This window comes from Nocardia sp. PE-7, assembly GCF_030486425.1.
GTDB lineage: Bacteria > Actinomycetota > Actinomycetes > Mycobacteriales > Mycobacteriaceae > Nocardia > Nocardia salmonicida_A.
The window spans coordinates 1489686-1502549 of the sequence record NZ_CP129614.1 but is presented as its reverse complement, the minus strand read 5'-3'; the positions used below and the strand labels follow the sequence as shown (position 1 = coordinate 1502549).

The 12864-nt window shown below is 67.9% G+C and carries 12 protein-coding genes; 7 read left to right on the top strand and 5 right to left on the bottom strand.

Annotated elements, in window-relative coordinates:
- The first annotated feature begins 30 nt into the window (after positions 1-30).
- The gene (locus QX204_RS07060; RefSeq protein WP_301905764.1) at positions 31-1617 is read left to right on the top strand and encodes a bifunctional phosphatase PAP2/diacylglycerol kinase family protein; all 1587 of its coding nucleotides are present in this window, start codon (positions 31-33) and stop codon (positions 1615-1617) included.
- Positions 1618-1700: 83 nt separating this feature from the next.
- On the top strand, positions 1701-2354 hold the full coding sequence (locus QX204_RS07055) for a nucleotidyltransferase domain-containing protein (RefSeq protein WP_301905763.1): 654 nt from the start codon (positions 1701-1703) through the stop codon (positions 2352-2354).
- Here QX204_RS07055 and QX204_RS07050 read toward each other — a convergent pair.
- Positions 2321-3355 carry a glycoside hydrolase family 18 protein gene (locus QX204_RS07050; RefSeq protein WP_301905762.1) on the bottom strand — a complete coding sequence of 345 codons (1035 nt, stop codon included), beginning with the start codon at positions 3353-3355 and terminating at the stop codon, positions 2321-2323. The two genes, QX204_RS07055 and QX204_RS07050, sit on opposite strands and share 34 nt — an antisense overlap.
- A gap of 115 nt (positions 3356-3470) precedes the next feature.
- On the opposite strand from QX204_RS07050, the gene QX204_RS07045 reads away from it, so the two are divergent.
- A complete protein-coding gene (locus QX204_RS07045; RefSeq protein ID WP_301905761.1) occupies positions 3471-3719 on the top strand; it encodes an excalibur calcium-binding domain-containing protein in 249 nt (82 codons plus the stop codon).
- Between the two features lie 54 nt (positions 3720-3773).
- Here the strand turns inward: QX204_RS07045 and QX204_RS07040 are convergent, their stop codons facing one another.
- Together QX204_RS07040 and msrA are read right to left on the bottom strand one after the other, a co-directional pair.
- The gene (locus QX204_RS07040; protein ID WP_301905760.1) at positions 3774-4820 is read right to left on the bottom strand and encodes a DUF2189 domain-containing protein; all 1047 of its coding nucleotides are present in this window, start codon (positions 4818-4820) and stop codon (positions 3774-3776) included.
- A gap of 108 nt (positions 4821-4928) precedes the next feature.
- Positions 4929-5444, bottom strand: coding sequence for a peptide-methionine (S)-S-oxide reductase MsrA (msrA, locus tag QX204_RS07035; protein ID WP_301905759.1), 516 nt, complete (start codon positions 5442-5444; stop codon positions 4929-4931).
- A gap of 223 nt (positions 5445-5667) precedes the next feature.
- On the opposite strand from msrA, the gene QX204_RS07030 reads away from it, so the two are divergent.
- The 4 genes from QX204_RS07030 to QX204_RS07015 all read left to right on the top strand — a co-directional run bounded on the left by QX204_RS07030 (position 5668) and on the right by QX204_RS07015 (position 10387).
- Positions 5668-6084, top strand: a complete 417-nt coding sequence (locus QX204_RS07030; protein WP_301905758.1) for a carboxypeptidase-like regulatory domain-containing protein — start codon at positions 5668-5670, stop codon at positions 6082-6084.
- A gap of 112 nt (positions 6085-6196) precedes the next feature.
- Positions 6197-8152: a GMC family oxidoreductase gene (locus tag QX204_RS07025; protein ID WP_301905757.1), complete on the top strand. Its 1956-nt coding sequence runs from the start codon at positions 6197-6199 to the stop codon at positions 8150-8152.
- A 175-nt stretch (positions 8153-8327) separates the two neighbouring features.
- Positions 8328-8795 carry a MarR family winged helix-turn-helix transcriptional regulator gene (locus QX204_RS07020; RefSeq protein ID WP_301905756.1) on the top strand — a complete coding sequence of 156 codons (468 nt, stop codon included), beginning with the start codon at positions 8328-8330 and terminating at the stop codon, positions 8793-8795.
- A 128-nt stretch (positions 8796-8923) separates the two neighbouring features.
- Positions 8924-10387: an MFS transporter gene (locus QX204_RS07015; RefSeq protein ID WP_301905754.1), complete on the top strand. Its 1464-nt coding sequence runs from the start codon at positions 8924-8926 to the stop codon at positions 10385-10387.
- Here the strand turns inward: QX204_RS07015 and QX204_RS07010 are convergent.
- Complete coding sequence (locus QX204_RS07010) at positions 10384-10758, bottom strand: DUF742 domain-containing protein (protein WP_301905753.1); 375 nt, start codon at positions 10756-10758, stop codon at positions 10384-10386. The two genes, QX204_RS07015 and QX204_RS07010, sit on opposite strands and share 4 nt — an antisense overlap.
- Positions 10755-12734, bottom strand: a complete 1980-nt coding sequence (locus QX204_RS07005) for a sensor histidine kinase (RefSeq protein WP_301905752.1) — start codon at positions 12732-12734, stop codon at positions 10755-10757. The genes QX204_RS07010 and QX204_RS07005 overlap by 4 nt, the downstream gene beginning before the upstream one ends.
- Positions 12735-12864 lie beyond the last annotated feature (130 nt).

The window sequence follows — 12864 nt, the reverse complement described above, 5'->3', positions numbered from 1 at the left end:
GTGATGCCCAACGGCTGTAGGGTTCATACCGTGAGTGATTTGCCCCGAGCTCGGTTCGGCCATGTCGCCCGGATGGACGACACGATGAGCCGCGCGGTATCGCGTATACCGGAATCCGCAGTCGATCGCGGCATGCTGCGGTTGACCCGATCGGCCAACACCGGCGGCCTCTGGCTCGCGGTCGCGGCGGCGCTCGCGGTGAAGCCGGGTCCGCCGCGCCGCGCCGCGCTACGCGGCGTCATCGCGCTGGGTGGCAGCAGTTTCGTCGTGAACCTCGTGCTCAAGACGCTGATCCCGCGACGGCGGCCGCCGGCCGAACTGATGCCGCTGGGCCGCAGGCTGGTCGCCGCGCCCGCGTCGTCGTCCTTCCCGTCCGGCCACAGTGCCAATGCCGCCGCCTTCGCCACCGCCGTCGCCCTGGAGAGCCCGCGGGCCGCGCTCGCCATCGCGCCGGTGGCCGCGGCCGTCGCCTATTCCCGCATCCACACCGGCGCGCACTGGCCGTCCGACGTGCTGGTCGGCGCGGGCGTCGGCACCGCTATCGCGCTGACCACCCGCCGCTGGTGGCCGATCCGCGAATCCGACGAGGCCGACGCGCACGTCGTGCACGGCGCACCGATCCTCGCCGACGGCAAAGGCCTTCTGCTACTGGTTAATCCGCGCTCGGGCGACTCCAGCTACGACCCCACCGACGACATCGCCGAGATTTTGCCCGCCGCGACGCTGGTGCGCACCGAACCCGGTCGTGACGCCGTCGAGCTCCTGCAAGAAGCCCTCGACGCCGCTGTCGGCGGCGCGGCCGACGCCGACGACCGCACCACGGTCCTCGCGGTCGGCGCGGCAGGCGGCGACGGCACGATCGCCGCGGCGGCCGCCGTCGCGGTCGGCAACGACCTGCCCCTGGTCGTCATCCCCGCGGGCACCCTGAATCACTTCGCCCGCGATCTCGGCGTCTACGACCTGCGCGAGGTGGCCGACGCCACCGGCACCGGTGAAGCCGTCGAAGTCGACATCGCCGCAGTCGGATTCGACACCCCCGACGGCCCGTACACCCACCACTTGATCAACACCGCGAGCATCGGCGCCTACCCGGAGCTGGTGCGCCTGCGCGAGAAGTGGGAAGACCGCTGGGGCAAGTGGCCCGCCTTCGCCGCGGCTCTCGTGGTCACCCTGCGCCGTGCCGAGCCGATCCACATCCGGCTCGACGACCGCTGGCACGACATGTGGTTCCTGTTCATCGGCAACGGCCCCTACCACCCGCACGGCGCCGTCCCCGCCTTCCGTTCGCGCCTCGACGAGGGCCTGCTCGATGTCCGCTGGCTCCGCGCCGACGTCCGCTTCTCGCGCACCCGCGCCGTCATCGCCCTGATGCTCGCCGCCATCGGCCACAGCCGCGTCTACGGCGAACGTCAGATGCACGAACTCACCGTCACCTCGAGAACTCCTGTCGCCGTGGCCGCCGACGGCGAAGTGGTCGGCATCGCAACCACTTTCCGGTTCTCCGTCGCGGGTCGGATCCCGGTCTACCGCCGCAACGAGGACAACCCCCGCTGGGAGAACCGCCCGCGACCGCACCACCGCCGCCCTCTGGCCTGGCTCACCGACCGCCGACGCTGACTTCTTCACAAACCCGTCTCGTCTCGATCACCATCGCCCACAACAACCTTGCGCCCCGGGCCACCGGTACCGAGGATGGATGGATGAGCTCGCCGGACGGTGGACGTCCGATCACCGCAACCGAAGCCGATCGCCGCTGGGACCCGTGGACCCCGAGCGTGGTCGCCGCCCGCCTGGCGACCTGTCCCGTGCGGTGGGCCGTCGCGGGCGGCTGGGCCCTCGACCTGTTCGCCGGCGGCATCTCCCGCGCCCACGACGACATCGAAATCACCGTCCCCCGAGCGGATTTCCCCCATATCGCCGCCGAATTTCCCGAATACGAGTGGGACATCGTCGGTGACGGCGAGTTGTGGCCCTATCCCCTGGCCGAGAACCGCCTCGACCTCCACCAGACCTGGCTCCGCGATCCCTTCACCGGCGCCTTCCACCTCGACGTGTTCCGCGAGCCGCACGACGGCGATACCTGGATCTGCCGCCGCGACCCCGCCATCACCCTCCCGTACGCCGAACTCATCCGCACCACCACCAACGGCATCCCGTATCTGATTCCCGAGGTCGTGCTGCTGTTCAAAGCGAAAGCCAACCGTCCCAAGGACTACAGCGACTTCCACCGCGTCGTCGGGCTGCTCCCGGAGCACCGGCTCACCCGCCTGAACTCGTGGGTGACCCTGCTCTACCCGGATCACCCGTGGTCGACCGAGATTCAGTCGGCCATCCGACACCAATCTCTTCGATAGTCGGCCCAATCCTGCGGCGTGGCGGCGAAATCCACGTACATCGCCACACCGAAGTTCGCCCGGCTCACGTCGGCCCGGGTCAGACCGAGCCGGATGCCCCGCACCGCCGCGGCGACGGTCTCGGCGGCTCCGCGATGTCCTCGGTCGTCGGCCCAGAAGGCGGGGGCGCCCATCAACAGGTCGACGCCATCGGGTGTCACCTCGGCGGCCAGCTCGGTCTGCTGCGCCACATACCCGCTGTACAACGCTCGCGTCGGCATCGCCGTGTCGTAGGACATCACCGCCACCTGATCGGATCGACGCGCCACCTCGGCGAAATAGTCTTGGCTCCACCATTTTCCGTGATCGGCCACGGCCGACCCCAGCGAATGCAGACCCGGAAGTGGATCGATCACCGGCGCCGATACCGACAGCCGCACCCGCGCCGCGGACGTCACCGAATGTGTCGCGTCGAGCAGCGCCAGAAATCCCGGCGATCCCGATCGAATGGGTTCGAGGTCGTAGTGCACGCCGTCGAACCCGTAGTCGAGTACGCGCCGCGCCGACGCCACCACTCGCGCCCGCGAGGCCGCCGATTCCACATCCAGTCCGTCGAATTCGGGCTGCACGATGTCGCCGAGCCACGACTGCACCCGAATTCCCGGTAATCGCGCGTGCACCGCGTCGACGAACCATCGCGCACGCGGAGCCAGATCGTCGCGCAGACTCCCGTCGTGCTCCAACGGACCCGTGTGGACATACAGATCCCTAACTCCGGTACCGGCCAGCAACTTCGCGAGCCCGTCGATATCGGCGTCGCTCTTGCGCCCGTCCACCCAGGCATGCCCGAGCCAGACCGCGTCCTTACCCCGGGTCCGCGCCTGGTCGGCCTGATCGCCGATGTTGTGCACCAGCAAGGCCGTGACCACCCCCGCCACCGGCAACGACACCCCGACGACCACCACGAGCGCGATCACCGCACCCCGCGCCCACCACGACCACGCCCGCCATCTCCCCCGCATCACTCCCCCTTGTTCGAGATCCCCCGATACTACTGACACGTACCGACAAGCAAACTTCCGACAAATCACCCGCCCGTGAAACACTGTGCGCCGCTGAACAATTGAATGGAGCACAATGAAATACGTCGCAACCCTCGCTGCCGCCGCCATCGCGGCCTTCGCGTTCGCGATCGCCACACCGACCGTGGCCGCCGCACAGCCCTCGAAGTGCCACGGCTCGTACACCCCGTGCCTTCCCATCGTCAGTGATGTCGACTGCGAAGGCGGCAGCGGCAACGGGCCCGTCTACACCGGCCGCGTCACGGTGATCGGACCCGACGACTACGGCCTCGATCGTGACGGGGACGGCATCGGCTGCGAGTGAACAGCCCGAGGGGCGTGCGATGAACGACATCGCATGCCCCTCGGGATCACCTACTCAGCGGTTGCCTTCAGGCCCCCAGCCCTGGTCACCGGGCTTGCCCAGATCAGGACCATCGGGGTAACCGGGACCACCGGACCCCGGACCACCGGCGCCCGGGCCGCCGTAGCCGGGCCCACCAGTGCCCGGACCACCGTAGCCGGGCCCACCCGCACCCGGACCACCGTAACCGGGCCCACCAGCGGGTCCGCCGTAACCCGGACCGCCGTACCCCTGTCCACCTTCGGGACCGCCGTAACCGGGGCCGCCGTAACCCTGCCCGCCTTCGGGACCGCCGTACCCCGGCTGCCCACCGAATCCACCGGCGGGCCCGCCGTATTGCTGCGGGTAGCCCGGCTCAGGAGCCTTCGCCGCGCCGGCGACCGGCCCACCGGTGACGACCCGGTACGCATAGGTCGAGGCGATGATCGTCAACGGGATGGTGACGAGCAGACCGATGCCGCAGAGCAGCGCGCCGACGACGTTGATACCGAACAGCGCCAGCGCCAGCAGCAGCAGCGGACCCGCGTTGCTCGAGATCGCCGCGAAGCTCGACTTGATCGCGGTGACACCGTCCTGGTCGCGGTCGATCACGAATTGCATTGTCCACCAGGTGAAGAACGCGATGACCAGGCCGGGAAGAATGCACAGCAGCAAGCCGATGCCGGTCGCCAGACCCACCAGCAGGCCGGCCACGATCACCGCACCCACATTGGTGAACTGGAAGAACGCCCCGAATCCGGGCTTGTTCCCATCCGTTTCGTGCAGCGCGCCACGCACGAATGCCGCCGAGATCAGATAGCCGATCACGGTGCTCACGATGGTGCCGATGATCTGCCAGAGCCCGAACCCGAAACTGACACCGCCGTCATAGTCGGTGTCGGTGTTGTTGCCGAGGCCGAACAGGAAGCTGATCACCGCCTGGATCAGGAAGGAGACGACCACCATCCCGATCCAGACGAGCGCGTTGTCCTTGAATTTCGTCCACCCGTACCCGATGGCGTCACCGACACTGAGCGTCGGTCCCGCCGGGGGGTAACCGGGTTGCTGCTGTCCATATGTCATCCGAATCGCTTCCCCTCATCGTTCGAGACGGCCGATGCCGCTCATATGAGTACTCCGATCCGACGTCACGGTCACGCCGACACAGCCGATCATGACATATGGAAAACGCTACTTGTCGGTGTTCTCCCGCTTCGGGAGTTTCCAGCCGGGACGAGGAAAATGGCAGGTGTAGCCATCGGGGTAGCGAATCAGGTAGTCCTGATGCTCGGGCTCGGCGTCCCAGAACGCACTCGCCGGGGTCACCTCGGTGACGACCTTGCCCGGCCACAGGCCGGAGGCGTCCACATCGGCGATGGTGTCGAGCGCGATACGGCGCTGCTCGTCGTCGAGATAGAAGATCGCGGAACGGTAGCTGTCACCGAGATCGTTGCCCTGCCGATCCTTGGTGGTCGGATCGTGGATCTGGAACAGGAACTCGAGCAACGCGCGGTAGTCGGTCCGCGCCGGGTCGTATTCGATCTCCACGGCCTCGGCGTGGCCCGGATGGTTGCGGTAGGTCGGATTGTCGTTGGTTCCGCCGGTGTAGCCGACCCTGGTGGCCAGCACGCCGGGCTGACGACGAATCAGATCCTGCATACCCCAGAAGCATCCACCGGCCAGAATCGCCTTACGAGTGTCGCTCACACATCCTCCTTCATAGGGCTCTACGGTCGCACGAATCGGCCACAACCGCCTCTATGGAACACCGGTTTCAGCGACGGAATTCCCGTCAGTATTGTTCCGGCCAGCGTTACCTCAGCAATGTCCACGTGCACTTTCATGTCAGGCGAAGCAGGAGGAATACGGCGCAATGCCACGGTTTGTCATTTCCCAGTGTTTGGCGATCGGATTGGCGGCAGCAGCTCTGATGGGGACGGCGGTGGGGAGCGCGGGGGCGCATCCCGGTGCCGACGACACCATCGCGCAGAACGCGGCGCCCTGCGAGGAGGTACGGCAGGCACGTCAGAACAACCGGGGAGTCCGCGCGGCGACCCCGGCGGCGGCCGGCCAGATCGACGCGGTGTTGATCACCGCGAAGACCCGTACCCCGATCGCGGGCGGAAGGATCGTCCTCACCGGCATCGACGCGTGCGGCGACAATATCCACCGGCACATGTCCACCGGCGCCACCGGCCAGGTGAGCTTCCGCGGACTGCTACCGGGGCGCTACCAGCTCACCGCATACCGCAACGACTCGTCGGCGAAGTCGATCACCAGGGCCGATGTCGAGTTGTCGACGCCCTCGCTCAAAACGATCCAGTTCACCGCGGGTTCCGCCGACTGATCGAGGCGGGCGGGCCGGGCAGTCGCTGCCCAGCCCGAAACCCGATGACCCCCAGCGCGGTCGCGTGTCCCGTGATACAACTCACCCCAGAACGAAAAGGGGTGGTTTCCGCATGGAACCGACAGCCGAACAGCGGGCCGCGCTGGGCATGATCTGCGATACGTTTCTCCCTGGCGGGGGGCCCGGATTGCCCGCCGCGACCGAGATCGGCGCGGTCGACACGATCTTCCGCATCCTGGGGCGCAACCCCCGCGAAGCCGAGCAGAAGCAGCTGGCAACGCTGTTGGGGCTCTGGGATTCTCGTGCGTTCGGCCTGATCACGGGCAGTGGCCTGCGCCGGTTCTCCACACTCTCGCAGGAGCGACGCGAGGCCGCCCTGCTGCGCCTGGCCGATTCCGGCCTCGCCCCGGCCCGAGCGATCTTCCAGGCCCTCAAACAAGCGTCTCTGCTGGCCTACAACGTGAGCCCCGGCCCCACCGGGAGCAACCCGCTGTGGAAGGAGATCGGTTACCCGGCGCCGGTGGGCCGCCTCGCGAGCGCCCCGAAGCCGCCGCTGTCCCCACTGCGGTTCACCGAAGCCACCGCGCTCGACTGCGATGTCGTCGTGGTCGGCTCCGGCGCCGGTGGTGGCGCCGCGGCGGCGGTGCTGGCCGAATCGGGCCTGAACGTGATCGTGCTCGAGCGCGGAAACTACTACGACGACCAGGATTTCGGCAACGGCGAACTCGACGCGCTGACCAGCCTGTACTCACCCGGTCCCGCCGCATCGGCGGAAGGCCAGATCACCCTCGTCGCCGGTTCCTGTCTGGGCGGCGGCACCGTGGTCAACTGGAGCACCTCGCTGCCGACACCCGACTCGGTGCGCGCCGAATGGGCCGAGTCCGGCGTCCCACAGTTCGCCTCCGACGAGTTCGGCGACGCGCTGGCCGCCGTGCAGAAGCGGATCAGCGTCACCGACGCCAAATCACCGCTCTCGGCGCGCGACGGCATTCTCGAGCGCGGCGCGCGTGCGCTCGGCTGGGATGTGGATACCCTGCCGCGCAACGTCAGCGATGCCTGTGACGCCGGGATCGAGTGCGGACGTTGCGGTTACGGCTGCCGCGTCGGCGCCAAGCAGTCGGCGACCAAGACCTGGCTCGCCGACGCGGCCGAGCACGGCGCGCGCCTGGTGGTCGACGCCGACGTCCGCGCGATCACCGTGAAAGCGGGTCGGGCCGAATCGGTGTCGGCGGTCACCGCCTCCGGGGTCGAGATCACGGTCCGCGCCAAGGCGGTCGTGGTCGCCGCGGGCGCGATCCAGACGCCGGCGCTGCTGCGACGATCGGGTCTGCGCAACAAGAACATCGGTCAGCATCTGCGCCTGCATCCGGCCGCCGCGGTGTTCGGTTTGTTCGAGGAGGAGATCCGGCCGTGGGAGGGCGCGCTCCAGGCCCGGATCAGCAGGCACCACGCGAACCTCGACGGCAACGGGTACGGCGTCATCTACGAGACCGGCCCCAACCACCCCGGCCTGGCGACCGGGTTCATGAGCTGGCGCGGTGCGGCCGAATATCGCTCTCGCCTGCTCGATTTCGCGCGAACCAGCTCGGTCGGCGTCATCACCCGCGACCGGGATCCCGGCACCGTGTCGATCGACAGCAGCGGCGAACCGGTGGTGAAGTACAAACTCTCCGCCTACGACGCCAAGCATCTGCACACCGGCATCGTCGGCGCGGCCTCGGTACTCGAAGCCGCGGGCGCGCGACAGATCTACTCGGGACATCAGGCGGGCGTTTCGTTCGAGCCGGGAACGCGCGGCTCGCTGGCGGAGTTCGGCGCCGCCGCCGAGAAAGCGGGCTACGGACCCGGCCAGTGTTCGATGGGCGCCCTGCACATCATGGGCTCGGCCAGGATGGGCGGCACGCCGGAGCTCTCGGCGACCGATCCGGACGGCGCCACCTGGGATGTGCCCAACATCGTGGTGGCCGACGGGTCGAGCTTCCCCACCGCACCCGGTGTGAACCCGATGGTCAGCATCGAGGCGATCGGCTACATGAACGCGAAACGGCTCGCGGCCCGGCTGAGCTGAGACCTGCGCCGCCGACGATCCTCGGGCCGTCGGCGGCGACCGTGCCGATCACATCGCATCACGCGCCTGGATCCGTGTGATGCGAGGCTCCGATGTGTAGTGGACACGTAATGTGGTCGGTACATATGTGGTGAATCCGCCGGGGCCGGCGGGGTGAGTTCACGGAAGGGCTGAGATGGACAAGGCGACCCAGTTGGTCGAGTTCGAGACCATGCTCCTCGGCCGTCACAGTCTGCGATCACGCCGAGGGCCCGACGCCATGGACCGCAGCGCCTATATCTTGCTCAGCCGGCTGCGGATGGGTGGACTGATGTCCATCGGGCAGCTCAGTGACGCACTGGGTTTGGACGCCTCGACCCTCAATCGGCAGACCGCCGCCATGATGCGCACCGGAGTGCTCGAGCGGATTCCGGATCCCGAGGGCGGGATGGCGCGGAAATTTCGGGTCACTTCCAAGGGCGAGCGCCGGTTGAACGCCGAACGGGCCTTGATCGTCGACGCTCTCGATTCGATCCTCGCCGACTGGCCCGCCGAGGATATCGCCGCCTTCGTCGGCTACCTGCGGCGATTCAACATCGATATCGAACGCCGGTCCGGCGAGTACTGGCCACGGCCGCTCGCGACCCTGCCCGCCGACCACTAGCGCGACTGCGACCCACATCACGATTCCTCGATCGAGTTCACGCGCCCAGCAATGTGTACTATACACAACTAGTGCAGCATGCATGTCTTGTGCTCTGTACATAACTTGCTGGTCGACAGGAGCGGTACGTGGGGATTTCGGAGAAGACGGCCCGGCCCGGAGTGGTCGTGGGCGTGCTCGCCTTCGGCGGCACCGTCGCCGCGATTACACAGACGGCGGTGGTGCCGATCATCGGGCAACTCCCGGCACTGCTCCACACGAGCGCGGCGAACGCGTCCTGGGTGATCACGGTGACGCTGCTCGTCGGAGCGGTGTTCACCCCGGTCGCGGGCAAGCTCGGCGACCTGTACGGAAAACACCGCATGCTGCTGGTCTCCGGGGGATTCCTGATCGTGGGCGCCGCGGTGGCCGCCATGTCCTCCTCGCTGGTCCCGATGTTGATCGGACGCGGCATCCAGGGCATGGGGGTCGGCTTGATTCCGTTGGGCATCAGCCTGATGCGCGATGTGCTGCCCGCCGAGCGGCTCGGATCCTCGATCGCGCTCATGAGCGCGTCGCTCGGCGTCGGTGGCGCGTTGGGTCTGCCGGTGTCGGCCGCGGTCGCGCAATACGCGAGCTGGCGGGTCCTGTTCTGGGCCGCGGCGGCGCTGAGCGCCCTGATCGTGGTGCTCATCGCGACCCTGGTGCCGGCCGAGGCGAAGCGGGGTGACGCGGGTGGCCGGTTCGATTTCGTCGGCGCGGTGGGACTCGGCGCGGGACTGGTATTCCTGCTCCTTCCGGTGTCGAAGGGCGCCGGGTGGGGCTGGACCAGCGCCACGACGCTCGGACTGTTCGCCGCCTCGGTGGTGACGCTGGCCGCATGGGGGTGGTGGGAATCGCGGACTTCCGACCCGCTCGTCGATCTGCGCACCACGGCGCGACCGCAGGTGCTGCTGACCAATGCCGCATCCGTGCTGGTCGGCTTCGCCATGTACGGCCAGGCGCTGATCGTGCCGCAGTTGATGCAGTTGCCCGCGGCCACCGGCCACGGCATGGGACAAACCATGCTCGGTATGGGTCTGTGGATGGCGCCGGGCGGCCTGATGATGATGGCGTTGTCACCGGCGGGCGCGAAACTGTCGGCCGCGCGCGGACCCAAGGTCACCCTCGCGGTCGGGGCGCTGATCATCGCCCTCGGCTATGGCTCCTCGGCCGTGTTGATGGGGTCGACCTGGGGCCTGATGACGATGGTCTGCATCACCAATATCGGTGTCGGCCTGGCCTACGGCGCCATGCCCGCCCTGATCATGGGCGCGGTGCCGCTGTCGGAAACCGCCTCCGCCAACAGCATCAACACGCTGATGCGCTCGCTCGGCACGTCGGTCTCGGCCGCCGTCGTCGGTGTGGTGCTGGCCAATATGACGACCGACTTCGCCGGGCACGCGGTGCCTTCGGAGGCCGGTTTCCATGTCGGCCTGCTGATCGGCGCCGCGGTAGCGCTCGTGGCGGCGGGTATCGCCCTGACCATTCCGCGCCGATCGGCCGAGCCCACCGATCTCGATACCGAACTCGCGACACTGTCAGCGCGGCCGGTGTCGGTGGCGAAAGCCTAGGACCGTTTGATCCCGGCGAGCACCGCCCGTAGGACGTCCAGGTCCGGGGCGGTGGTCAGCTGGTTGCGGGGTGCTCTGGCGCGGAGTCGGCCCTCGTCGATCAGGTCGCCGATGAGGATCTTCGTCGTGGTCAGCGGCAGGCACAGGTGGGCGGAGACCTCCGCGACCGACAGCGCGGTGCGACACAACTCGACGATCGCGTCGTATTCGGGCGCGAGCAAGCGTGAGCGCACGCCCGAGCGCGCGTCGACGAGCAGGGTGGTGAGCTCGAGGTCGAGGCGCTGCGCCTTCGCGCGCCCGCCGGTGACGGCGTAGAGGCGAACCAGCGGGCTCGCCTCGTCCTCGTACCAGTGTTCGCGCTCGTCGCTCATGGTCTCGGCGAGACGGCGGGGAACTGACCCGAGATCGCCGACTCGGGATCGCTCGCTTCGGCCAGCGCCGTCGGGATCAGCACCACCACTCGCACGCCGCCGTACACCGATTCCGACATCCGCACCGAGATGCCGTGCCTGCCCGCGAGCGTGGCGACGACGAACAAGCCCAGCCGCGAAGTTCCGGCCAGCGTGCCGACACTGAAGGCGGGCGGATCGGCCAGCATCGCGTTGCGTTGCGCCAGATCGGCTTCCGGCATGCCGAGACCCTGATCGACGATCTCCACCGCGACACCGCGACCGACCACGATCCCCGACACCGAGACTTTGGTCTCGGGTGGGGAGAAGGCCGTCGCGTTGTCCATCAGCTCGGCGAGCAGATGGATCACGTCGGCGACGGCATGCGCGGAGATCCGCACCTGCGGCATCTGCTTGGCCGCGATCCTGGTGTAGTCCAGGCTTTCCGCGATCGCGCCGCGCACCAGATCGATCAGCGGGACCGGGTTGCGCCACCGACGACCCGGCTGTTCACCGCCGAGGATGATGAGGTTCTCGGCGTTGCGCCGGGCACGGGTGGCGAGATGATCGAGCTGGAACAGCAGATCGAGCTGATCGGCGTTGTTCTCGTCGCGCTCGGCACGGTCGAGCAGGGAGAGCTGGCGGTGCACCACCACCTGGCTGCGGTGGGCGATATCGAGGAAGACCGTGCTGATTCCCGCCTTGGTCTGCGCCTCGGCGACAGCGGCCGACATCGCGGCGACGTGGGCGCGGTTGAACGCCGCGGCGACCTGGCCGAGTTCATCGGTGCCGAAGTCCAGCCGCGAGCCCTCGGCCGAGGTGTCGACAGTCTCACCGGCTTCGACCTTGCGCATCACCTCGGGCAGCCGCTCATCGGCGAGCTCGAGGGTGTCGTGGCGCAGGCGGTGCATCCGTTCGATGAATCGATTCGCCATCAACAACGCGACGAGGAAGGCTGCGACCGCGGCCAACGCGATCAGCGCACCGCCGAGCAGCGCCGTGTCGGAGTCGCGTTCACCCTGCTGCCTGGCGATCACGTGGGCGTCCCCGCTCTGGTCTTCCCACAGTTTCTGCAGAGCCAGTCCGACGAACTTCGACGCGTCCTGCCATTGCGCCAGACTGATGGGAAGTTCCGTCTCCGGGTCCTTCGCGGACACCGGTCCACGAAGGAGCAGCGCGTCCTGCATCGCGATTACCTGCTGCCACTGCGGACTCGCGGTGATCTCCGACAGTTGCGCCAGTCGGCGGCCTTTCAGCACCGAGGCGGAATAGGCGGCCTCACCACGGAATTCGCCGACCCGACGGCCGAAATCGACCACCTCGGCACTGCTCATCGTCCCCGTGGTCAACGCGACAGAACCGAGAGTGTCGGCCTGCGACAGCGCCTCGGCCGCCCGCAGCTGGTCGACGGCGTAGCCCAGTTCGATGCCGACCTTCGCCTCCGGGGCGACCCGGGCGGCCAGCATCGAGGCGGCGATGATCGTACTGATCACCCCGGTGTACAACGCGAACACTTCCTCGGCCGGAATCCGCAGGGCTTCCACGCCGTTGCGCACCACCGGCACCATGGCGAAGAGTTTGTTGTAGCCCTCGATATCCTCGCGGGAACCGTCAGGGTTCAGCGCGCGAGCGGCGTCGCCTTTGGCGATCACCGCGGCGAGCGCCTCATCGGAGCGTTGTTTGGCGGTGACCAACGCGGGAGCCGACGACATGTCACCGGCCAGCCGCAACAGCGAGAGTCTGCGTTCTTCCTGGAATGCCGACACCATGAGGATCGCGGGGGCGGTGGTACTGCTCGCCAATTCGGCCCATTCGGTGGAATCCCTGGCCGAATTCACCAGATAGACGGCGCCGCCACCACCGACCACCAACAGCATCACGCTGGAGATGAGCACCATCGACAGCAATCGGATACGCACACTGACCCGGCCACGAACTCCGGTACGTCTGATATTCAAATCTGAAATCTTTCCACTCCCGGAAGGCCCCCGGCGCGCCGCTACGAGCTGGTGCCGTTGGTGGGCCACCGCCACGCGTGTCTCGCCGTGAGACTAACCGACTACCCGACCGTGCGCGTGATCTAGCCGG

Excerpts from the sequence above, each read along its gene's own strand:
- QX204_RS07055 (WP_301905763.1), top strand. The coding sequence starts at position 1,701 with ATGAGCTCGCCGGACGGTGGACGTCCGATCACCGCAACCGAAGCCGAT.
- QX204_RS07050 (WP_301905762.1), bottom strand. The coding sequence starts at position 3,355 with ATGCGGGGGAGATGGCGGGCGTGGTCGTGGTGGGCGCGGGGTGCGGTG.
- QX204_RS07045 (WP_301905761.1), top strand. The coding sequence starts at position 3,471 with ATGAAATACGTCGCAACCCTCGCTGCCGCCGCCATCGCGGCCTTCGCG.
- QX204_RS07040 (WP_301905760.1), bottom strand. The coding sequence starts at position 4,820 with ATGACATATGGACAGCAGCAACCCGGTTACCCCCCGGCGGGACCGACG.
- QX204_RS07030 (WP_301905758.1), top strand. The coding sequence starts at position 5,668 with ATGGGGACGGCGGTGGGGAGCGCGGGGGCGCATCCCGGTGCCGACGAC.
- QX204_RS07025 (WP_301905757.1), top strand. The coding sequence starts at position 6,197 with ATGGAACCGACAGCCGAACAGCGGGCCGCGCTGGGCATGATCTGCGAT.
- QX204_RS07020 (WP_301905756.1), top strand. The coding sequence starts at position 8,328 with ATGGACAAGGCGACCCAGTTGGTCGAGTTCGAGACCATGCTCCTCGGC.
- QX204_RS07010 (WP_301905753.1), bottom strand. The coding sequence starts at position 10,758 with ATGAGCGACGAGCGCGAACACTGGTACGAGGACGAGGCGAGCCCGCTG.